The sequence below is a fragment of the Verrucomicrobiia bacterium genome (genome assembly GCA_035946615.1).
GTDB lineage: Bacteria > Verrucomicrobiota > Verrucomicrobiia > Limisphaerales > UBA8199 > DASYZB01.
In genome coordinates this window covers 1-21,175 of record DASYZB010000014.1, presented here as the reverse complement: position 1 = coordinate 21,175, position 21,175 = coordinate 1, and the positions used below count along the sequence as shown (strand labels likewise).

Sequence of the window (21,175 nt, the reverse complement as noted above, 5' to 3'; positions counted from 1 at the left end):
TTCATCCGCGACGGTAAAGCTGGCCATGATCTTGGCTTGCGCCTCTTCCGCCTCACGCCGGGTTGAAATGGCGTTGCCCTCATTGTCTCGTAGTGCCTTGGTAAATCGCTTGCCGTTGACATTCCACTGAACGTAAAAATTGCCGTTGCGTTTGAACAGGTATCCAGTCCGATGTTTCATTGTGCGCTCGCTTTCTTGTTGTTTCTCTTACGTGCGCTAAATATGGGGCAATTCTGCAAATAAAGCAATCACAAAGCATACACAAAGTTGTACCTAATTGATTTGTAGGTTAATAAAGCAGACTGTAAATCTGCTGGCTTACGCCTTCGATGGTTCGAATCCATCACCTACCGCCACGGCGTTTTTTTGAGGAAAACAGCTCTAGCTGTTCTCTGGAAATAAGCCCCCCAGAAGGCTGATGTGAGTGCTTCTCTTGATTTGGCGCGGCGGTTTCGCATGCAAGCCCGCCGTTCCTATCCGCCGGCGCTTTCCGCCAGGTGCGGTCACTGCTACGCTCTCGGCGCATGAGCAGTATTCAGTATCGCGGCCGATTGGCGCCCTCCCCGACGGGCTATCTCCACATCGGCCACGCGCGCACCTTCTGGACCGCCCATCAACGCGCCGTGGATGCCCAGGGTGTTCTGGTCCTGCGCAGCGAGGATATCGACGCGGTTCGCGCAAAGATGGCTTTTGCCGAAGCGATGTTCGAGGACCTGCGCTGGGTAGGTCTTCGCTGGCAGGAAGGCCCAGATTGCGGTGGCCCTTACGGGCCTTACGAACAGAGCAAGCGAAGATCATTTTACCAGGCCGCTTTTGAGCAGCTTCAGCAGGCTGGCTGTGTCTATCCCTGCCGCTGCACCAGGAAGGACGTCTTGCGCGCGCTCCAAGCCCCGCATGTCTCCGATGAGGGGCCGATCTATCCGGGCACGTGCAGGCCAAATGCCACGGTTCGGGTTTCGAACGAAATCCCCAAGGCCCCCGCTGCTTCGAAATTGAACTGGCGTTTTCGTGTCCCGGATGGAGAGACCATCGAGTTCGTGGACGGCTTTTTTGGGCATCGGCGATTTATCGCCGGTAAGGATTTTGGTGATTTCGTGGTCTGGCGGCACGATGACTTGCCCTCGTATCAATTGTCCGTGGTCGTGGACGACGCCGCCATGCGCGTCACGGAAGTTGTCCGCGGAGCCGACCTGCTGCTTTCAACTGCCCGACAGTTGTTGCTCTATCGCGCCCTCGGTTGTTCGCCACCGGCCTTTTACCACTGCCCACTGGTCACCGACGAGGCGGGCGTCCGCCTGGCCAAACGCCACGATTCCCTGAGCCTGCGGACATTGCGCCAGCAGGGCATCAGTCCGAAAATGGTCCGAGAACGGATGCAGGCTGCTATGATTCGAAATCAGATACAATGAACAAAATCGTTCTCCTTGTGGCGGTTTTGGTCTGCCATTCACTCCTGGCCTTCGCCCTGGACTCGGCGGACAATTACCTATCCAGTCTTCAAGGCACAATTGCTCGGAGCAGGTCCACCCTGGCAGCCGTCTCGGCTTCCGCCGACAGGGCAGCCACGGAATACCTTTCAGGAGGCGCCATCTGGGTCGCAGGGCGGCAGGCCGATTTCATTTCCGAGGCTTGTGGCCGCGCTGGTGGTTTAATGGCCATCGCGCCTTTGGGCGGGCGGGTCCCAACGCGCCGCGACATCGTCCTCTACGCCGTCCCCGGCGCATTGAAGCAAGGCGATTTGAAAATGATCGATCAATGGCAGGAGAAAGGCGCAATGGTAATCCAGTTCAGTTCTCCTGCGGGGCTCTTTAGGAACGACTTCCCTATCGACACGGTCGCCAATGTCATAGACCTGTGGGCTTGGACGGGAGAATTCGTGGCAGCCTGCACACGGTTGGGGCAAATGCCCGTTCTCTATCAGAGCTATGGGCTGCCCGGAGGCACTGAGCGAGGCAAAAAGTACCAGGGGGAAAAATTCCATAACGACTTGATCGTCAAACCTGTTGCCTCTGGCGTCCTTGGGCGCCAATACTTGGACCAAATCCAACGGATGCTGACAGAGATTAAAACGACTCAGATGCCGAAAATCCTGGAGGCGGCCAAGTGGTGGAGCGAGGTCCCCAAGACATCGGCAATAACCCTGACCACCGGCCACATGTTTCCCCGCCATGCGCAAGACCCGCGGGCACTCCAGATCAGCGACTTTGCCGCCGTACCAGCTTGGGAGGACAAAGATCTCCTTGATGCCGGCCATCCTCCGGCGTTCGTCCTGTGTTTGGGCTACCAGTTCGCTCCGCAGAAACTCCTGGACCAAGCTAAGGCATTGGGCGTGAAGCTTGTATATTCTGACGTCAAGCCGGCGCAACCGGTGGAACCAGCAAACAATATCCTCTACATTGACCCGGCGTGGCCTCTGGCCGATGGCTGCGTGACGGTGCCGGGATATGACGTGCCCATTCTACCAGCCAGTGGCGTAGTTCAGGCGGCCATTTACTGGACCATTGTCTCCGAACAGGCCCGACTCAATCCTTAAACCACCCAAGTTTTGTAGTATGCGGTGTGCGCTGCCGCTCAGGGTTTTGCCGTACCCCGCAAGTTGGGTATCTTCCGTGCGTTGGCCGAGTAAACCTTTTTCAAGATTTTGTCGTTCAAACCAAACCCGTTCAGCGGCCAATGGTAGGTGAACAAATCCCAGTCGTAGAAATGTTCATCGTTGGTTTCCATCCCTGGATATCTCGCGCTCGGTCAGCCCCTTAAAGTACTTTGCGTAAAAGTAGTTGAGCGCCGTCGTCCCAGCCGCGAACAGGATGAAACCGAAGAAGATGCCGCCTTTGTCTCGCGGCACCACCAATGCGACCACCAGGTACAGCAGAGAGAACATCGCAAAGAACCTGGCAAATGACCGCTTTAATGGTCCAAAACCCGGCTCCATTATCAAGCAAGGCGCCAATAGCAGGGTTCCCCAATACGTGAACATGCCTGGCTGTGTAATCACCTGGAACGGCTCCAGGACAGGCGCGTTTCCCAACAGGAACCACTCGACCATCAGCCCAAGAGAGCCGAAAAGCAGATAGTAGATCAGCTTTGCCTTGGATTTTGGACAGACCGCGCCGATGCCTTTGCTCACGAACTGACCAATCACGAGCAGCACCACGTAGCTGATCATGGTGTTCCCAAATGCCCGGACATCATGCCGAGCCAGAATCTGGTTCAGGATTTCACCGGGAGCGGCAAACAGGAGCCCCAGGAAAACGAAGATTGACAATTGCTTCATCATTCAGAGGCGGGAGCATGGGCCAACTGCAGCAGCGAGACACGAAAGAGCTGGCAGACGCCAGGAGCCAAATCAAACCACCGAGGACTACAATGCCTGGCTTTGTCATAGGCGGTGCTTGGCGAATCTCTTCGTGTTCGTTCATGCGGTGCCAGAAACAAGGATGAGGGATGAAGGATGAAGGATGAATTGGTTGGTCCCTTATCCCTCATCCTTCATCCTTTCTCCTTCACCATTTCTCTCTCATCCTTTCTCCGCAAAAACCCGCACCTCGTCCCCAGCGTCGGGGTGGCCACGCAGCGCCCAACGCTGCCTGAGTTGGTATGCCAGCCCGCGCAGAAGGTTTGCCGGCTTGCCCAATTCTTTCATGTCTCCTCGGCCAGTCTTGCGGATGCGCTGACTGAGCGCGCCATAAACCCATGCATTGCGCGCCGTGGTATCGAGCCGCTTGACCCTCAGGCCGCTTTGTTCCAGCGCTCGTCTGAGTGTTTTCATTGAGAAGAGCGCCAGGTGCCGGGGCGGGTCCAGGTTGAGCCAGGCCTCGCGGAAGCGCCGATGCCCCCAGCTTTCGATGTTGGGTGTCAGGAGCACCAGTGCGCCGCCCGGCTTGAGAATTCGGCGGCATTCCCTCAGCAACCGCAGGGGATCATGGACATGCTCAATGACGTGCGCCGAATGGATCGCATGGAACGAATCGTCCGGGTAGGTCTGTTGTTCCAAAGTGCCGAGGCGGACCGGCACGCCCCGCGCCCGGGCAGCCGCAACGCCGCCCGGATCGACCTCGACGCCCTCAACCTCCCAACCGAATCGCTGCATGCGGGCCAGGAGCACGCCGCTGCCGCAGCCTACATCGAGCACCCGCGCGGGTCCCCGGGGCGCCGGAAGGTGCATGGCGGCCGCATCCAGTTCATCGCGTCCGCCGGGATGCAACAGGGCCAACGGGGCCAGAGAGCGCCGCCATTTCGGGCCAACCTCGCAGGTATAACCGAAGCGCGCTCCGAGATAGCTGTGCCAGACCGCCCAGCACGCATCGCGCACCAGGCTGGGGCCCGGCTCCGGCTGGCTGTGTGTGTAATAGCCGTGATAAGCCAACCCGATGTCCTCCTCGATGGGGACCGGGTCCAGCCACACCAGGCCGCAGCCGGCGTCCGGGCAGCGACGCAGATTCCACCTGCCGGGCGCCGAGAAGGAGCGGTCGGGCAGGTCCTCATACAGAAGCCGGCCCTCGGTCCCGCACAGCAGACAACTTGGCGCTGGCCGCGCGCGGATTTGGATCGAGTCGGCGCTCATCAACTATAGACGTTCTTGGGATGGCGCGGGCGCCGCAGCAGGCCATAAATGAGGGCGTCTCGGGCCTCAACCACCGCCTGGCCCATATACCACGCCAACGGGCCGGAAATCTGTTTGCCTTGTTTAACAATTTCGCGCGAATAATCCGGGTTGCGTTGCTGGCGAATCCGCTTGGCCTTGATCCCGGTCCGCACGGCAAACAACCCCTTGAGCTTGAATCTGCGCACGAGGCCCGAATGACCGTTGCGGAGTTGTTCGTTCAACTGCATCACGCGCCATTCGTCCAGAATGAGGGCGTCCATGCCGGGCATGACCAGGTTGGTAGTGTTGTCGCCGTGCCAGCGGTATTTGCAGAGGGGGAGATTGACCTGGACAATCCGGCTGCAATGCCGGCCCCAGGCGGCCCACCAGGCAACATCAGCAAGGATCGGCATATCAAGGCGGAACCTGCAGGGGGCTTCCTGGCAATTGGTCCGCATCAGACTGCCGCTAAAGGCCTGGTTGGCGATTTCGGCCTTTCGTCGGAGGAAAGTGTCCACTGGGATTACCTCTGCCTGACCGGTGGCCTTCCCTGAAAGGCTCAGGCGCCGGTCCTGCTCGTCGATTCGCTCATCCAGCGAGTACGCCAGCCCGCGGCCCTGGCAGGCCGCCAACTCCGCCGTCAGCCGCTCATAAAAGGCGGGCGCGATGAGGTCATCGGCGCAAAGCAAGTGCAGGTATTCGCATTGCGGGGCAAAATCGAGGGCGCGATTGCAATTGCCGAACAACCCGATGTTTTGCGAGTTCCGGCTCCATTCACACTGGATGGGGCGGAATTCCTTCACCAGCCGCTCCGTGCCGTCGGTCGAGCAGTTATCGAGCACAATCAGACGGTCCGGACGCAACGTTTGTTGCGCCACGGATTCGAGAGTTTGGCGGATGAATCTCTCCCCATTATAAACGGGGATGACCGTGATGATTTTCGAACTCACCGGGAACAGGGTAAAACAGGGGAGCGCCCCCTCGCAAGCCAAGAGAAAAATCCCAAGCTCGACCTTGGATTTCAGCTCACCGCACTGCCTCGTAATGCTTTTGGTGCAAATCCCCCAGGAGAGATTGGGCCCAGAGCTTTATCCAGAGCCAGACGACACGCCCGACGCCGCGTTGTTCATAGCGCCGCATCGAGGTAACCGCGCTGATGTCGCCCACGTACCTATAGTGCCCGAACCGCTTGAGGCGCTTGATCAGTTCGCTGTTCTCACGCACTTCGAGACCCTCGTCAAACCCACCGACCCGCACGAAATGTTCCTTCCAGCAAAGGATGACGCCCGAACTGCCGGGATGAAGCGAGCAGCGATGAACGAGATTCTTCAATACATAGATAAGCCGATACGCCAGCCGATTCCCATCTGGGCAGCCTTTGAGTGTGCCGGCCGCATCGGCGGTGGAAAAGACCTCGGCGATCCTGCGCAAGGCCATCGGTTCGAGGGTGGTGTCTGCGTCGAGAAAGAGCAACAGCTCGCCGCGAGCCAGGCGGGCGCCCAGGTTGCGGGCCATGCCCAGGTTTTTCTGCGATAGCACGATCAGCCGATGGCAGCGCCCCCGGGCAACCTCGGCGGTCCCATCCACGCAGCCATTGGCGACCACGATGATCTCGAACCAGCCGTAGTTCTGCCGGCGCAGGGCCTCCAAAGTGCGCCCGAGATAATCCTGCTCATTATGCGCCGGGATGATAACCGAAATCATCCGGGCCGGCTCACGGCGGTACGAGCCAACAGACAATCGGTTATGTTGTGCGTGGGTGGATTTGGCCCAATTGCCGATTAGCGGCAGCGGGTTTTGCAGCAGGAATTCGCGTGGCTCCATAATCACAAGAAAACCTCACGGCACAACGGACGCGTGGCTAATGGGGGGAAACCCTATTTTGGCGCATGGACAAATCGTTATTGCGCTGATGAACCGGTGTTGTCGAGAGGCGGCGGGTAGTATAGGCTGTGGCTAACTTATGAAAAAGCTGGGATTGGGTTGCGCGGTGCTGGGTGTGCTGGGCTTGGTGGGGGTGGCTCTTATCCTCGTGGCCGCCGGAGCTTATAACCATCTGGTCAACCTCTCGCAGACGGTCGATAAACAATGGGCGCAAGTGCAGAATGTTTACCAACGCCGCGCCGACCTGATCCCCAACCTGGTGGCCACCGTCTCGGGAGCGGCCAACTTCGAAAAATCGACCCTCACACAAGTCACGGAGGCCAGGGCCTCGGTCGGCCAGGTGAAAATTGATCCGACCCGGGCGCCGAGTGATCCGTCAAAACTGGCGGCATTCGACCAGGCACAGGGCCAGCTTAGCTCGGCGCTCTCGCGTTTGCTGGTGGTCGTGGAGCGCTATCCGACCTTAAGGGCGACCGAGAACTTCCAGGAGCTGCAGGCGCAACTGGAAGGGACCGAAAACCGGATAAGCGTCGAGCGCGAGCGCTATAATGAAGCGGTGCTGGCCTACAACGCGGCGGTGCGTTCGTTCCCGGCGAACCTTTATGCTTCTGCTTTAGGATTCCGCGAGAAACCCTACTTTACGGCAACAACACCGGGCGCGGAGACGGCGCCAAAGGTCCAATTCAATTTCGGCGCGCCATCGACCTCGCCGCCGCCGTCCAAACCGCAATGAGGCCGCCTTTCGCGATGTCGAAAGCCCGGCTCATGCTGTTCTGGTTTCTGGCCGCCGCGTTCGCTGCCGGCGCGTTCGCCGCCGAAGTCATCCCGCCCGCGCCAAAGCAGTATTTCAATGATTATGCCCACGTGGTTTCCGCTGCAACGGCCACGCGGCTGAATCAAACGCTCGAAGAATTCGAGCGTCAGACCTCCAGCCAGGTCCTGGTGGTCGTTTACCCGAAGATGCAGTCGGATTCTTCCATCGAGGACTACACCGTCCGCGTGGCGCAAGCTTGGAAAGTGGGACAAAAAGGCAAAGACAACGGAGCTGTCCTGTTCGTTTTCATCAATGACCGCAAGATGTTTATCCAGGTGGGGTATGGTTTGGAGGGGGCGCTGCCCGATGCCTTGGCCAAGAGGATAATCGATACCGAGGTACGTCCGCGCTTCCGCACCGGGGATTTTGACGGAGGCTTGACTGCGGGTGTAAATGCAATTTTGGCGGCCATCAAAGGGGAATACAAAGGCGCCGGAACCACTGCTGCGGAGCGCCGAGGAAATCCAATGAGCTTTGGCGCCGCCCTGCTGGTGGTTATCTTTTTTGGAGTCATCGGGATTTTTTTCCTGATTGCTCTGGCCCGCGGCAACCGCGGCGCCGTTTATCGGGGGACCGGTTACTCTTCCTGGGGCAGTTGGACCGGTGGGGGCTGGGGCGGCTGGGGTGGAGGAGGAGGTGGTGGCGGGTGGAGCGGAGGAGGTGGCGGTGGTGGATTTTCCGGCGGCGGCGGGAGTTTCGGCGGCGGTGGGGCCGGAGGGAGTTGGTGATATGAAACCGGCCAAATTCTTAAATCATTTGCAGCACGACCACATCGTCGAGGCCATTCGGCAGGCTGAAATGAAGACCTCCGGCGAAATCCGGGTATTCGTGACGCACCGCAGCGTGGCCGATCCACTCATGGCCGCCCAAAAGCACTTCTTAAAACTGGGCATGGACAAAACAAAGCAACGAAACGCGGTGTTGATTTTCGTGGCGCCGCGTTCGCATCAATTCGCCGTCATTGGCGATGAAGCCGTACACACCCGCTGCGGTGATGGGTTCTGGCGCGATTTGGCCGCTGAGATGACGGGGTACTTCAAAAAATCACAATTCACAGAAGCCATTGTTCATGGGGTGCGCAAGGCCGGCGACCTGCTCGGTGAACATTTCCCACGCCGTCCAGGCGATAAGAACCAACTGCCGGATGATGTGGTAGATGAGTAGCATTCAGCAAGCAACATCATGAAAGCGGCGTTCATAAACCAAACCGGACCACCGGAGGTGATTACTTTTGGCGACCTTCCTGAGCCCAAGCTCAAGCGCAATCAATGCCGGGTCAAAGTCGCTGCGGTCGATGTGAACCCCATCGACACCTACATTCGCAGCGGGATGATTCCAGCGGACCTTTCCTTTCCATGGATTCTGGGAAGGGACCTTGCGGGGACCGTGGTGGAAACCGGGCCGGGGGTAAAACGGTTCAAACCAGGCGACCGTGTTTGGGGCTCGAACCAGGGCAGCGCTGGCCGGCCAGGAACCTTTGCCGAACTGGCGGCTCTGGACGAGCGCTGGCTCTATCCCACTCCAGCGGGAGTGAGCGACGAGGAAGCGGTCGCTTTGTCCCTCGTTGGCATCACGGCGCACCTTGGTTTGTTCCGCCACGCCCGATTGCGAGCCGGGGAGATTCTTTTCGTCAATGGCGGTTCTGGCGGGGTCGGTTCCAGCGTGGTGCAGATGGCCAAGCTAGCCGGCGCGCGCGTGATCACAACTGCCGGGAGCGAAGAGAAGGCCCGGATTTGCCGCGAGCTAGGCGCCGATGAGGTCATCAATTACAAGACCCGGGATGTGGACGCTGCTATCAGAAGCTTTGCGCCGGAGGGTGTCGAACTCTGGTGGGAAACACTGCGCGAGCCTAACTTCGAGCGGGTGATTGCGCTGTTGGCCGTCCGCGGGCGGATGATAGTCATGGCCGGACGCGATGCGCGCCCGCCATTGCCGGTCGGCCCATTTTATGTGAAGGATTGTTGCCTTATGGGATTTGCCATGTTTAACGCTTCGTCGCGAGAACAAGCTCCGGCTGCAAGCGATATGAACCGGTGGATGGCCGAGGGCAAACTCAAGGCCCGAATCGACCGTGTTCTACCGCTGTCTCAAGCTGCGGAGGCCCATCGGCTCCAGGAGCAAAGCACGATTCACAAAACCGGCGCCCTGGCGGGAAAGATTGTGCTGAAGCCTTAATGGACACTCAATTAGGCGGCAGAGTAATTGTCGTGACCGGCGCCTCGGGCGGGATTGGCTCGGCAATAGCCCGGGCGCTTGCCGCCGAGGGCGCGCGGCTGGTGCTCCATTACTATCGCAACAGGGCCGGGATTGCAGCCCTCCAACGCGAGTTGGGCAAAGCGGAGGTCCTGGCAGTCCGAGCCGATCTCTCGAATGAAGCGCAAACCAAGCGCCTGTTTCATCGAGCAGCCAAACGATTTGGCCGGGTGGACACGCTGATAGCCAATGCCGGGGCTTGGGAAAGCCGCGACGTGGCCCTCCACGCAATGAGTTTGCGCCAATGGCGCCGCACTTTGGATGGCGTCCTCACGACGACGTTTCTCACCTTGCGAGAGTTCCTCGGGCTTGTCGCGAAACAAAAAGCAGGCAACGCCGTCCTAATCGCCTCGACTGCCGCGGTCTTCGGCGAGGCGGGGCATGCCGATTACGCAGCCGGCAAGGCCGCGATTGCCTATGGCTTGACGCGTTCGGTCAAAAACGAAATCGCGCGCATCGCGCCTCATACGCGCAATTATTGCGGCGGCCGAGTTAACTGCATTTCACCGGGGTGGACGGTTGTGCCGCGCCTGTCAGCAAAACTGAAGGATGCCGAAACGATTCAGCGCGTTACCGCAACGATGGCCCTGCCGCAACTGGCTCGCCCGGAGGACATCGCCCACGCCGCCGTCTTCCTTTCCTCAGACACCCTGGCACGGCATATCACCGGGCAGAACTTGATTATCGCTGGTGGCATGGAAGGCCGCCTGTTATGGCAGCGGGGAGAGGTGGATGCGGCATGAGATCAAAACGGAGTGATGGAGTGCTGGAGTATTGGGTTTCCCATCACTCCAATACTCCATCACTCGGCCTTACTCGTCTTCCACGGGATCGGAAGTCTGAGGCTTTACTCGTCAGTGCGGTCCCCATTGGCGAATCGGGACCGTTTTTCAGGTCTGCTATAGCTTTTAGCGCCTGAGCCTGATTAAAATGGAAATCGAAAGACTAATGCGCCGCTCAACACGACCGCGCCCCAAAGCGCAACGAATTCCGAATCGACAGCGCTTCGCGCGGTCCGCAGCGTCCAGCTCGAACAGGTGAGCGGCTCGATTCTGAACAAAAACAAATGCCTTATGAAATTCTCGACTGTGTCTCTCTTAGCCCTGGGCGCGCTGCTTTGTTGCGCGCCCGCGCTTTCTCACGCTGACGAAACACCTGCCCAGCACGACAAGCGCATGGCCTGGTGGCGCGATGCGCGGTTCGGGCTGTTCATCCATTGGGGCGTTTATTCGGTGCCGGCAGGCGAGTGGGACGGAAAGACGAATTATGCCGAATGGTTCCTCGAAGAGACCAAAATGCCCGTCTCGCAATACGAGAAGTTTGCCGGCCAATTTGACCCGGTAAAGTTCGATGCCAAAGAGTGGGTGCGTCTGGCCAAAAATGCCGGGATGAAATACATCGTCATCACCTCGAAGCACCACGACGGGTTCGGCATGTTTAGGTCGGACCTGACGGATTGGTGCATCAAATCGACCCCGTTCCAGCGCGATCCGCTCAAAGAGCTGGCTGAGGCCTGCCACGAGCAAGGCATCCGGCTCTGTTTTTATTATTCCATTATGGACTGGCATCATCCGGATTGGGGCAATCGCCGGCCCTGGAATGACAAGGCCACCGGCACACCCGACATGGACCGTTACGTTCAGTACATGAAAGGACAGCTTAGGGAACTCCTCACCCGGTACGGCCCGATTGGCATCCTGTGGTTTGATGGGCAGTGGGAAAAGCCCTGGACAGCCGAGCGCGGCATCGACCTCTACAGGTACGTCCGCAGTCTGCAGCCGGACATTATCATTAACAATCGCGTTGGCAAACCGGTCGATTCAACCAGCGGCATCGGTTTCCAGCAGCGTGGTCAGATCGGCGATTACGGCACGCCTGAGCAGGAAATCCCAGCGACGGGCCTGGGCAAAGGGGTGGATTGGGAATCGTGCATGACGATGAACAATCACTGGGGCTACAACAAGAACGATCAGAATTGGAAATCCTCGACGACTCTCATTCGGAACCTGATTGATTGCGCCAGCAAAGGGGGCAATTACCTGCTCAATATCGGGCCGACATCCCAGGGTGTGTTCCCTCCGGCCAGCATCGAGCGGCTGGGGGCGATCGGGGACTGGATGAAGGTCAATGGCGAATCGATTTATGGCACCCAGGCCAGCCCCTTCGAGGCGCTTGCCTGGGGCCGTTGCACGCAGAAGAAAATCGGAGGCCGCACCCGCCTTTACTTGCATGTGTTCGATTGGCCTGCGGACGGAAAGCTGGTTTTAAAAGGACTGGCGAACAAACCGGTTAAGGCCTTTTTACTGGCCGGCCATCAACCGCTCGAAGTTGCTTCCGCGGATAATCAGGTGGCCATTGCACTGCCGGAAAACGCCCCTGACAAAAACGCGACGGTTGTGGCGCTGGACATCACGGGCAAACCGCGGATCGTCAAGCCGGACCCGTATGCTGACGAAACGCCCCAGCAGCGTGATGCGCGGATGAAGTGGTGGCGCGAGGCGCGGTTCGGCATGTTCATTCATTGGGGAGTCTATTCGGTTCCCGCAGGCACCTATCACGGCAAACGCATTCCCGGCATTGGGGAATGGATCATGCACAACGCAAAAATCCCGGTCGCCGAGTATCGCCAATACGCCAAGGAGTTCAACCCGGTCAAATACAACGCTGATGCATGGGTGCGCTTGGCCAAGGAAGCCGGGATGAAATACATCGTCATTACGTCCAAACATCATGATGGCTTTGCCATGTTCAATTCCAAGGCCTCAGACTGGAATATCGTGAAGGCCTCGCCTTTTGGCCGCGATCCGCTGAAGGAATTGGCAGCAGCCTGCAAAAAATACGGCATCAAACTCGGCTTTTATTATTCCCAGGCCCAGGACTGGAATAACCCGGGAGGGGCCGCGGCGGGAGGCCATTGGGACAAAGCGCAGGATGGGGACATGACCGAATACATTCGCAACGTCGCTGCCCCACAGGTGCGCGAGATTCTGAGCCATTATGGGAAAATCGCCGTGCTCTGGTGGGACACGCCGGTCAATATGACCAAAGAGCGCGCCGAGATGCTCTTGCCTGCCTTGAAACTGCAACCCGGGATCATTTATAACAACCGCCTGGGCGGGGGCTACAAAGGCGACACCGAGACCCCCGAGCAGTACGTGCCCGCCACAGGCTACCCCGGCCGGGATTGGGAAACCTGCATGACTATGAACGACACGTGGGGTTACAAGAGCTATGACAATGATTGGAAGAGTGCTGAGACCTTGATCCGCAACCTGGTCGATATTGCCAGCAAAGGCGGCAACTACCTGCTCAACGTCGGCCCAACCTCGGAAGGGCTCATCCCGGAACCGTCGGTCGAGCGCCTGAAAGCCATCGGCCAATGGATGAAGGTAAATCACGAGGCGATTTATGATACGACTGCCAGCCCATTCAAACGCCTCCCTTGGGGGCGTTGCACCAAGAAAGTGGAAGGCCCTAACACGACGCTTTATCTCCACGTGTTTAACTGGCCGGCAGACGGCAAGCTGCTCGTGCCGGGCCTTAAGAATTCAGCCCGCGCAGCTTACCTGCTCGCTCCCGACAAACGCCAAAAGCTGGCGGCGCAAAGCAGTTCCGAGGGTCTGGTTCTGGCCGTGCCAGACGCAGCGCCCAACCCGATTTGCTCCACAGTTGTTTTGAAGATAACAGGCCCGCTTCAAATCGAGCAGCCTGGACTCGCCCAGGATTATGATGGGTCGGTCGTGCTGACGGCCAGCGAGGCGCGCCTGCATGGCGAGCAGATCAAATACGAATCGGGCTCGAACCGGGACAACATCGGCTTCTGGCTCGATCCGAAGGACTGGGCTGACTGGCAATTCACAGTCAACAAACCGGGCAAATTTCAAGTCACCGCCGAGATAGCCGCGCCGGAGGAAGGTTCGCTGGAAATCAGCGCAGGCTCTCACACGCTCCGGCATAAAGCGCCGATCACAGGCGACTATGGCAAATTCCGGCGGGCCAAGTTCGGCGCGCTCGAATTGGATTCTTCCGGCAAGGTGACTGTGGCCCTGCACGCCGTGGCGGATGGCTGGCACCCGTTGAACGTCAAATCGATACGGCTGACGCCCGAGCCGTAGTCTAAGGGCCTGTTTCAACTGCTGACGCCCGGTGCGCTGCCAGACGAACTCCCGGGGTTGGCTGACGCGATTGTTATGCTTCCGGGCGATTTTCTGAGGGCCACAGGCAACGCGAACACATCACACGTCGCGCGTCACGTTATCCCTTCCTCTGTCGCGCCAGCCAGCGGCCCATCCATTTTTTCACGGTCGGAGTCAGCCGGGTGCGATTATAGGCGTCGCCGCAATGGCGAATGGCTTCGGCCTGCGTTGGGTAGGGATGAATGACGGACGCCAGTTTGCCCAGGCCGAGGCGAGCGGCCATCGCCACGCTGATTTCGCTGATCATCTCGCCAGCGTGGCGCGCCACGATGGTGGCCCCGAGGATTTCATCGCGACCTTTTTTCACATGGATTTTCACAAAACCGCTTTCTTCACCGTCCACAACCGCGCGGTCCACGTCTTTAAACTCGCGCATAAAGGTATCAATTTCCAAGCCACGGTCGCTGGCGTCGCGCTCGGAGAGGCCGACATGCGCAATTTCCGGGTCGGTGTAAGTGCACCTGGGCATCGTGAGGGCGCTGACTTTCTTGCGCCCAAGGAACAGGGCATTTTGAATCACGATGCGCGCGGCGAAATCGGCGGCATGGGTGAATTTCCAGGCCATGCAGACATCGCCGGCGGCGTAAATGCGCCGGTTGGAGGTTTGGAGACGATCGTTTACCAGGACGCCTTTGCGCGGCTCGTACTGGACGCCGACCGCCTCAAGATTGAGCCCCTCAACGTTAGGCGCGCGGCCCGCCCCGGCCAGAACCTCATCCACCGCGATAGTCTCCTCTTTTCCTTGCGCTTCAAAGTAAACCAGTTTGTCGCCGGCGTTGCGCTCGACATGGGTGATGTTCGCATTGAGCCGCAACTGCCCGCCTTCACGGATGATGGCCTCCTGCGCGAGCGCGGCGGCATCCATGTCCTCCCGGTCGAGCAGGTGGTCATGCTTGTGGAGCAGGAAGACCTGCGACCCGAGCCGCTGGAATGCCTGGGCCAATTCACAGCCGATGGGTCCGCCGCCGATGACAGCCAACCGGGGCGGACACTGGGTAAGACCGAAGACGGTTTCGTTCGTCAGGTACCCCGCATCGGCAAGTCCCGGGACGGGCGGTTGGGCGGCGCGCGCGCCGGTGGCAATGACCGCGCGTTTGAAACGCAGGGTCTTTTCTCCAACCTGGACCGTGTCCGGACCGGAAAAGCGGGCTTGGCCCAGGAACACATCGACGCCCATTTTGGCAAAGCGCTCCGCTGAATCGTGATGACTGATGCGGGCCCGGAGCTTGCGCATCCGTTCCATAACAGCGGCGAAATCCACCTCGACCGGCCCGGCCGCCCGCACACCGAAACGCCCTGTATCCCTGGCATCGAAAGCGGCGCGCGAGGAGCGGATGAGGGCTTTGGAGGGAACGCAGCCTGCATTGAGGCAATCGCCGCCCAAGAGATGCTGCTCGACAAGCGCGACCTTGGCGCCGAGCCCGGCGGCGCCCGCTGCGGTGATGAGTCCGGCTGTGCCTGCGCCGATGACCACGAGATTATAGCGCGCCGCAGGCGCCGGGTTGGCCCAATCCGGCGGGTGGACCTGAGAGACGAGTTCCTGGTTGTAGCCGTCCCAGGGCGTGACAAGATGATGCTCGGATAATGTAGTCACTGCGCCTCCTCCAGAAACAACTTGCCTTCCGCGGTCAACACAATGTCATGTGAGGTGCGTTTCAGCAAGCGCACCGCCAGCTCGTCCTCCACGTCTGTAGGCGTATTCGCCGCCCCGGCTCATGCCTACAAAGGCAGGCTTGGCTGACAACTCGTGCTTTGCCGTCAGGAATTCGTACCACGCGTCCCATGAGTGACCGGGCTTCAGCTCCTGGCTCGACTCGACGTAAGCGATGTGAAAACCACGTCGCAGCAGCTCAATTTCGGTTTGCGGCTGATGGTCCCAATAACAGCCGCGCCAGGACCAGGGATTCCCCTGAGCGGCGATCTTCGGAACGACAACAATACAGCGTCGCTGGCCTCTGACCGGATGCCTCATGCCATCGCCTTCGTCGGGCGCAGCCTTGGTGGGCTGGATCGTCAGCGTCTGCTCGTCGAGCAGGAAGTCATAGCGATCAAACCCATGCCAAAGCGTCTTTTCGCCAGAGAATGTTATGGACGCCGACTCGCTGGCCGGGCTTGCAGCAGGCAGCGCCTGGGCGAAAGCCAATATGGCAACCGCGATCAGGCCGTATCGAGAGCTCATCTTTTCCCTATGTTCGTTATTTATTCGTCCTTGGAACGGCCATGTAGATCCAGCGGTCTCCGGGAGTCCAACCGACTGGGCCGGGGGTTTCGCGCATCAGCCCGCTTAGCCTCAGGACGTTCTCGAGGTGCTTGTTCATGATCGCTTCGCCGGAACCGACTTCGATCATCGTTGGCCCATTTTGATCCGCGCCATAGCCGCCCCGGGCAGCCGACACAATATCAGGAATGTAATTGGGCCAAGTCCCGTCGTACCACGTGTAACCGAAAACAAACGGGTGAGGCATGTTCACCCTGCGCTTCCAATCCAACTGGAGCTGAACGAACGGTTCGCCGGGTACTGCAGCGATGGCGATGTCGTCGTTGATCAAGATCGTGCAAATGTGAACATCGAAATTCTTGTCTTTGTCAAAACGCCCGGCGAATTTCAGCGAAGCGTTAAGGTAACGGAGAGTGGTTTCCCTGGCCGGGTTTGCGTTGATGGATTTTGTCAGTTTAATGGCCTCATAGGACAGCAGATGGCCCACCCGCTCGATGGAATTATAATCGGTTTGGAATGGATCGTCGGGACCGGTGCGGCGGGAACTGATAATTAGCGACTCAATATTCCCGGCGGCGCCTTGAACAAAGAGGCAGAGCAAGTTTGTTCCGAAGGCCTCTTCAACCTTGCGGCAGGCGACCCCCGGATAGTCGGCAGACACCGCGTAATTTTGGCAAACCACATCGGCGTGGCACGCGTAATTCATGAGCACCGCGCGCGGTTGTCCATTGGTGTCCTCGATTTTGATAATGCCAACTTCCGGATCAACCGGCCCGAAAGGGATGCGATCCGGGTTTTCGCACAGGTAGTGATCATCTGAAACCCAGGACTCTCTGGCGTGGCCGTCTTCGCGAACGACGAGGCGGTTAAATCCCAGTTGAGGGAAACTCCGGTGGCCGGCGCCTATGCGCGCCGGGAACATGTTTCGAGTCGCAGTTCCCACTGCCTCGATGATTTGTTTCTCGTAATAATCCCTGTAACTGCTGCCAGGGTCCGAGTGCGTGTGTGACGAACTCAGCAGAACTTGTGAAAGCCCGAATTTCTCCTTACACGCCGCAACCACATGTTCGCTGGTAAAGACACCCAGATCGACTGAAACAAACGCCAGGCGCTTTCCTCCGATTTCCAGGACCAGCACCCTGGCATTGACGTCATCGTGAACTGGCTTTTTGGGGTTCTCGGGGGTGATGCTGATTTTGGCTGTTCCAGCGAGAAGCTCTCCCCTCCAGACTTGCCTTTCTTTCGCAGTGCCGTGGGCAGTGACCGCAGCCGCATCCGCTGCTCGAATAGGCCCGCTGAGAGCGCATCCGCAAACGAGCAATAGCCATACCTGATACCTGGTCCAAGAGTTCATTCTAGCTACTTTGCCAGAATGCCGAAAACAAGTCTATCCCCTGTTCCGGGGATGCGCGAGGTGGCGGAATTTCGACGAGTGGTCGAATGCTCAACGCGATTCAGGAATCGCATCTTCACCAAACTGAATGTACTCAGCCGCACGGAAGCGGTTACCGTCGCAAACCGCCGCGGACTGGCGCACCTATAGCGGTCCAAATATGCTCGGTTGACCGCCGATGGCGAACCAAAATCCAAGTGAGATGAACCGCCCCTCAACTATTGCGCGTTTTTGGGTAAATCGGATGGGGTGTTCATGTTGAGGTAGAGTACCCTTTCCTCTGGAATCACTCCATAAACGTCAACTTGAGATTCCCGCAGCAGGCTTTGTGCGAAATGTTGAAGAGACACATCGCCACTGCTCAGCGCCTTTTCCGCGGCGCACAGCGCTTCAACTGGATAAATAGCGCACAGGGGCTCGAAATGGTCTGCGTGGAATGGGATTACCCCTGTGCCGCCACGTGCCAACGCACAGAGCTTAGTCAAATGCTCCGTCGTCATCTGAGGCAAATCAATAGCCAGCACAACCAGGTGCGAACTCTCCAGACGACACAGACCCGCCACGATCCCACTCAGGGGACCGCATGAAGGAGCCCTGTCCGCCACAACCTCAATCTCTCCCGGACACCATGGGGGCGCAGTTCTGGCCGATACCCAGACCGCATCGGGGCGCAGGCCGCTTAAGACCCGGAGTTGCCGCTGCCAAAGGGGCTCGCCGGCAATGAGGACCGTTGCCTTATCCCACCCCATGCGTCGCGAACGCCCGCCTGAGAGAAGCATGGCGGTCAGCGTCATCCCTCCTCCGCGCATCCAGTCCGGCTGATTGGTTCAAGGGTTTGCACTGTTTGACTTGATTGTAACCCACACCAGCCTGCAAAACAAAGTTGCCCTCGTCACTGGTTCCACCGCCGGCATCGGTTTCGCCATCGCCAAGACCCTCGCCGCTCAAGGCGCTCGTGTCATCGTCAATGGCCGCACCGAGGCACGGGTGGCGGAAGCCATCGCATCCCTTGCATGATCCCGCCAACTTCAGTCACACTCGGCGTCGCCCGCGCAATTCAGTCGTGAGGGCTCAATTGAGAAACGCGGTCTGCACCCGCGTAAATATTCATCCTTTCGCCACGCAAAAACCCAACTAGCGTCTGGCCGCTTTCCCGCGCGAACTCTGCGGCGAGACTGCTTGGTGCGGAAATCGCAGTGACGATTGGGATGCCCGCCGCGAGAGCCTTTTGCATCATTTCGAAGGAAGTGCGCCCACTCAAAAGCAAGACGTGTTGTCGAAGCGGTAAACGGTCCTGCAGAAAAGCCCATCCCACCACTTTGTCCAATGCATTGTGACATCTTACGTCTTCGCGAACCACGAGGAGCTTGCCGGTCAGATCGAAAAGCGCGCAGGCATGCAGGCCCCCGGTGCATTTGAACGTTTCTTGCGCGCAAGCGAGTGTCTGAGGCAATCCCAGCAACACTTGTGGCTCAACGATGCGCGGGTCCACAACCGCTGGGAATTGTTGCCGCACCGCTTCGATCGACGCCTTGCTGCAGATGCCGCAACTCGATGAAGTGAAAACGTGACGAGTGAGCTTGGTAAGGTCCGCGGATTCCGGTTTGCTCAAACGCACATTTATCACATTGCCGTCCGAGGGACTCGCTGGCCTTATCTGCGAAACGTCTTCCGAGAAGACTGTCCCATCGGCCTCCCTGCCATAACCACTCTTGCCGTGTGTCGAAACCAGGCAATGCGGGCGATGGCGGATGTCAACCAGGTCGCACGCCGCGTCCCATCTGGAACGAACGGCTGGCGTCCGCGTGGAAACAGGCGTCCATTGTCTGGCTGACCGGCCCGCGACGGGTCGGCAAGACGGTGCTGGCGCAGAGCCTGTCGGACACGGAGTTCCTGAACTGTGACTTGCCCAGTGTGGCCGAGCGCTTGCACGATCCGGAAAGTTTTTATCGGTCGGTTAAGAAGCGGTTCGTGGTGTTCGATGAAGTCCACCAGCTTCCGGATCCGAGCCGCTTGTTGAAGATCGGCGCGGATGGGTTTCCTCGGTTGAAAATTCTGGCCACCGGCTCGTCCACGCTCGCGGCGACACAAAAGTTTCGCGACAGTCTCACGGGCCGCGAGCGTGTGGTCGAGTTTGTGCCGGTATTGCACGAGGAGTTGACGGCGTTCGGCATTGCCGACCTGCGGGAGCGGTTGTTGCGCGGAGGGTTACCGCCGGCGTTGCTTGCGGCGGAGCACAATCCCGAGTTCTACGGCGAATGGCTGGATTCCTACTTCGCACGCGACGTGCAGGAACTGTTCCGGCTGGAGAAGCGGGCGGGGTTTTTGCGTGTGCTGGAATTGTTGCTGAGCCAGAGCGGCGGAATGCTGGATGTCACCAAGCTCGCCGCCGAGAGCCAGATCAGCCGGCCCACGGTCACGAACTGGCTGGAGGTTTATCAGATCACGCACGTCGTGCATCTGCTGCGTCCGTTTTCGGCGGGCGGACGGCGCGAGATCGTGGCGCAGCCAAAGGTGTTCGGTTTCGACACGGGACTGGTGTGCCATGCGCGCGGCTGGGATCATCTGCGGACAGAGGACTGCGGCGTGTTGTGGGAGCATCTGGTGCTAGACGCGCTCATTGCCGCCGGCGTGCCGAAGATTCATTTCTGGCGCGACAAGCAGCAACGCGAGGTGGATTTTGTCGTGCCACGCGGTCGAGATGCCGTTGACGCCATCGAATGCAAATGGAAGCCCGAAGCATTCGAGACGCGGGGCGTGGGGGCTTTTCGCACGCACTATCCGAGGGGAAGAAACTACGTCTTGTGCCCATTGAGCGGCCCGGCGTATGAGCGGGCTCAGGACGGTTTGGGGTTTACGTTTGTGTCGCCCGGAGAATTGCGCCAAGCGATGACAGGAACGGGAAGATGACCGATTATAGGTCCCTCCCCGCAAAAAGCACTGGTCTAAAAACTGGACTAACGGGCGTTGCTTGCTGGCGGCTGAAAAGCTTCAAAACCCCTTGTATTTATTGGGGATTTGTGGCGCGCCCGCCGCGACTCGAACGCGGGACCCTCTGCTTAGAAGGCAGATGCTCTATCCAACTGAGCTACGGGCGCGCTTGAAAATCAGGCAGCCACAGCGCCGTGTCCTGACCACAACCGCCATGGCGTTGGGCAAACGACTCCCAACTTTCCGCTTTGACCTGTTCCACTGCCCTCACAATCTGCGCCCAATCGGCACGCGCGGCAAGCTTGTTGAAACAACTCTTTGAGCACGTTCAGGAGCCCCTCCTCCTAGCCGGAGAGACACGCAGAAGTCGGCATTAGCGTGGATTAGCGCAGCCTGGCTATCCTATTGACGCAACCGACCCCAAGGGGTTGGGGTCAGTTGGAGAATTTCCGCCCACGATGACCTTGTAGGGCACAGGCGCTACATACCCGGATACCCGGCAAAAGCAACGAGGCGTGCTCCCCGTGAATCAAGGAACCGCGAATCGGTTCGTGGACATTCCAGCGCGTTGAAGCGCGTTGCTCAAACCAGTAGAGTCGAGTTCCTCAACGTGGCCGTCGCCGAAAACCACGTGGCCCTTATCCCCGTGAAGGCCAACACTCTTGACCCAGCTTGGCGGCGCGGACGGATTCCACTGCAAAATAACGCTCGAAGCCGCTGTAATGTTGCGGTCGCCAGCCATTATTGACCGGGGTAACTTGGGGTTGCTGTCCAAGCCGACAAAATACGAAACATTGGCGTTTGATAAGCTTTGCCAGTTTGAAGCGGCATCCCGATTGTCCTGGGGGCACAGCAGGACTACCCATGCGGTGACGTAGTTTGATTGGACCTGGAAGTGCCG

The 21,175-nt window shown here is 58.8% G+C and carries 20 protein-coding genes, 1 tRNA gene and 1 pseudogene; 10 read left to right on the top strand and 12 right to left on the bottom strand.

Annotated features, from left to right (window positions below):
- Positions 1–180, bottom strand: a 180-nt coding sequence (locus VG146_02680; GenBank protein ID HEV2391246.1) for a hypothetical protein, incomplete at its 3' end; no start/stop codon positions are given.
- Between the two features lie 344 nt (positions 181–524).
- On the opposite strand from VG146_02680, the gene gluQRS reads away from it, so the two are divergent.
- Positions 525–1,409 carry a tRNA glutamyl-Q(34) synthetase GluQRS gene (gene gluQRS / locus VG146_02675; GenBank protein HEV2391245.1) on the top strand — a complete coding sequence of 295 codons (885 nt, stop codon included), beginning with the start codon at positions 525–527 and terminating at the stop codon, positions 1,407–1,409.
- On the top strand, positions 1,406–2,533 hold the full coding sequence (locus VG146_02670) for a hypothetical protein (GenBank protein HEV2391244.1): 1,128 nt from the start codon (positions 1,406–1,408) through the stop codon (positions 2,531–2,533). The genes gluQRS and VG146_02670 overlap by 4 nt, the downstream gene beginning before the upstream one ends.
- Before the next feature lie 174 nt (positions 2,534–2,707).
- Here the strand turns inward: VG146_02670 and VG146_02665 are convergent, their stop codons facing one another.
- From VG146_02665 to VG146_02650, 4 genes are all read right to left on the bottom strand, one after another.
- The gene (locus tag VG146_02665; protein ID HEV2391243.1) at positions 2,708–3,277 is read right to left on the bottom strand and encodes a hypothetical protein; all 570 of its coding nucleotides are present in this window, start codon (positions 3,275–3,277) and stop codon (positions 2,708–2,710) included.
- Between the two features lie 240 nt (positions 3,278–3,517).
- Positions 3,518–4,564, bottom strand: coding sequence for a class I SAM-dependent methyltransferase (locus VG146_02660; GenBank protein HEV2391242.1), 1,047 nt, complete (start codon positions 4,562–4,564; stop codon positions 3,518–3,520).
- On the bottom strand, positions 4,564–5,535 hold the full coding sequence (locus VG146_02655) for a glycosyltransferase family A protein (GenBank protein ID HEV2391241.1): 972 nt from the start codon (positions 5,533–5,535) through the stop codon (positions 4,564–4,566). The genes VG146_02660 and VG146_02655 overlap by 1 nt, the downstream gene beginning before the upstream one ends.
- Positions 5,536–5,611: 76 nt before the next feature.
- A complete protein-coding gene (locus tag VG146_02650) occupies positions 5,612–6,409 on the bottom strand; it encodes a glycosyltransferase (GenBank protein ID HEV2391240.1) in 798 nt (265 codons plus the stop codon).
- A gap of 139 nt (positions 6,410–6,548) precedes the next feature.
- Here VG146_02650 and VG146_02645 point away from each other — a divergent pair, with 139 nt between their 5' ends.
- From VG146_02645 to VG146_02620, 6 genes are all read left to right on the top strand, one after another.
- Positions 6,549–7,202 carry a LemA family protein gene (locus tag VG146_02645; protein ID HEV2391239.1) on the top strand — a complete coding sequence of 218 codons (654 nt, stop codon included), beginning with the start codon at positions 6,549–6,551 and terminating at the stop codon, positions 7,200–7,202.
- Positions 7,199–8,011: a TPM domain-containing protein gene (locus tag VG146_02640; protein ID HEV2391238.1), complete on the top strand. Its 813-nt coding sequence runs from the start codon at positions 7,199–7,201 to the stop codon at positions 8,009–8,011. Before VG146_02645 ends, VG146_02640 begins: the two co-directional genes overlap by 4 nt.
- A gap of 1 nt (position 8,012) precedes the next feature.
- Positions 8,013–8,447, top strand: coding sequence for a TPM domain-containing protein (locus VG146_02635; GenBank protein HEV2391237.1), 435 nt, complete (start codon positions 8,013–8,015; stop codon positions 8,445–8,447).
- Positions 8,448–8,465: 18 nt separating this feature from the next.
- Positions 8,466–9,458 carry an NADPH:quinone reductase gene (locus tag VG146_02630; protein HEV2391236.1) on the top strand — a complete coding sequence of 331 codons (993 nt, stop codon included), beginning with the start codon at positions 8,466–8,468 and terminating at the stop codon, positions 9,456–9,458.
- A complete protein-coding gene (locus VG146_02625) occupies positions 9,458–10,279 on the top strand; it encodes an SDR family oxidoreductase (GenBank protein HEV2391235.1) in 822 nt (273 codons plus the stop codon). Before VG146_02630 ends, VG146_02625 begins: the two co-directional genes overlap by 1 nt.
- Before the next feature lie 330 nt (positions 10,280–10,609).
- Positions 10,610–13,651, top strand: a complete 3,042-nt coding sequence (locus VG146_02620; GenBank protein HEV2391234.1) for an alpha-L-fucosidase — start codon at positions 10,610–10,612, stop codon at positions 13,649–13,651.
- A gap of 139 nt (positions 13,652–13,790) precedes the next feature.
- Here the strand turns inward: VG146_02620 and VG146_02615 are convergent, their stop codons facing one another.
- The 4 genes from VG146_02615 to VG146_02600 form a co-directional block, all read right to left on the bottom strand.
- On the bottom strand, positions 13,791–15,326 hold the full coding sequence (locus tag VG146_02615; GenBank protein ID HEV2391233.1) for a mercuric reductase: 1,536 nt from the start codon (positions 15,324–15,326) through the stop codon (positions 13,791–13,793).
- A gap of 45 nt (positions 15,327–15,371) precedes the next feature.
- Positions 15,372–15,911 carry a hypothetical protein gene (locus tag VG146_02610; GenBank protein ID HEV2391232.1) on the bottom strand — a complete coding sequence of 180 codons (540 nt, stop codon included), beginning with the start codon at positions 15,909–15,911 and terminating at the stop codon, positions 15,372–15,374.
- A 16-nt stretch (positions 15,912–15,927) separates the two neighbouring features.
- A complete protein-coding gene (locus VG146_02605; GenBank protein HEV2391231.1) occupies positions 15,928–17,304 on the bottom strand; it encodes a hypothetical protein in 1,377 nt (458 codons plus the stop codon).
- 257 nt (positions 17,305–17,561) lie between these two features.
- On the bottom strand, positions 17,562–18,122 hold the full coding sequence (locus VG146_02600; protein ID HEV2391230.1) for a molybdenum cofactor guanylyltransferase: 561 nt from the start codon (positions 18,120–18,122) through the stop codon (positions 17,562–17,564).
- Between the two features lie 91 nt (positions 18,123–18,213).
- Between VG146_02600 and VG146_02595 the strand changes: the two are divergent.
- Positions 18,214–18,354, top strand: a pseudogene (locus VG146_02595) (SDR family NAD(P)-dependent oxidoreductase).
- A gap of 46 nt (positions 18,355–18,400) precedes the next feature.
- Here the strand turns inward: VG146_02595 and VG146_02590 are convergent.
- The gene (locus VG146_02590) at positions 18,401–18,961 is read right to left on the bottom strand and encodes a formate dehydrogenase accessory sulfurtransferase FdhD (GenBank protein ID HEV2391229.1); all 561 of its coding nucleotides are present in this window, start codon (positions 18,959–18,961) and stop codon (positions 18,401–18,403) included.
- Positions 18,962–19,062: 101 nt separating this feature from the next.
- Here VG146_02590 and VG146_02585 point away from each other — a divergent pair, with 101 nt between their 5' ends.
- Positions 19,063–20,253, top strand: coding sequence for an ATP-binding protein (locus tag VG146_02585; protein HEV2391228.1), 1,191 nt, complete (start codon positions 19,063–19,065; stop codon positions 20,251–20,253).
- 111 nt (positions 20,254–20,364) lie between these two features.
- On the opposite strand, the gene VG146_02580 is transcribed toward VG146_02585, so the two are convergent.
- A tRNA-Arg gene (locus tag VG146_02580) sits at positions 20,365–20,441 on the bottom strand.
- Between the two features lie 362 nt (positions 20,442–20,803).
- Positions 20,804–21,175: hypothetical protein (locus VG146_02575; GenBank protein HEV2391227.1), on the bottom strand; the 372-nt coding region annotated here is incomplete at its 5' end.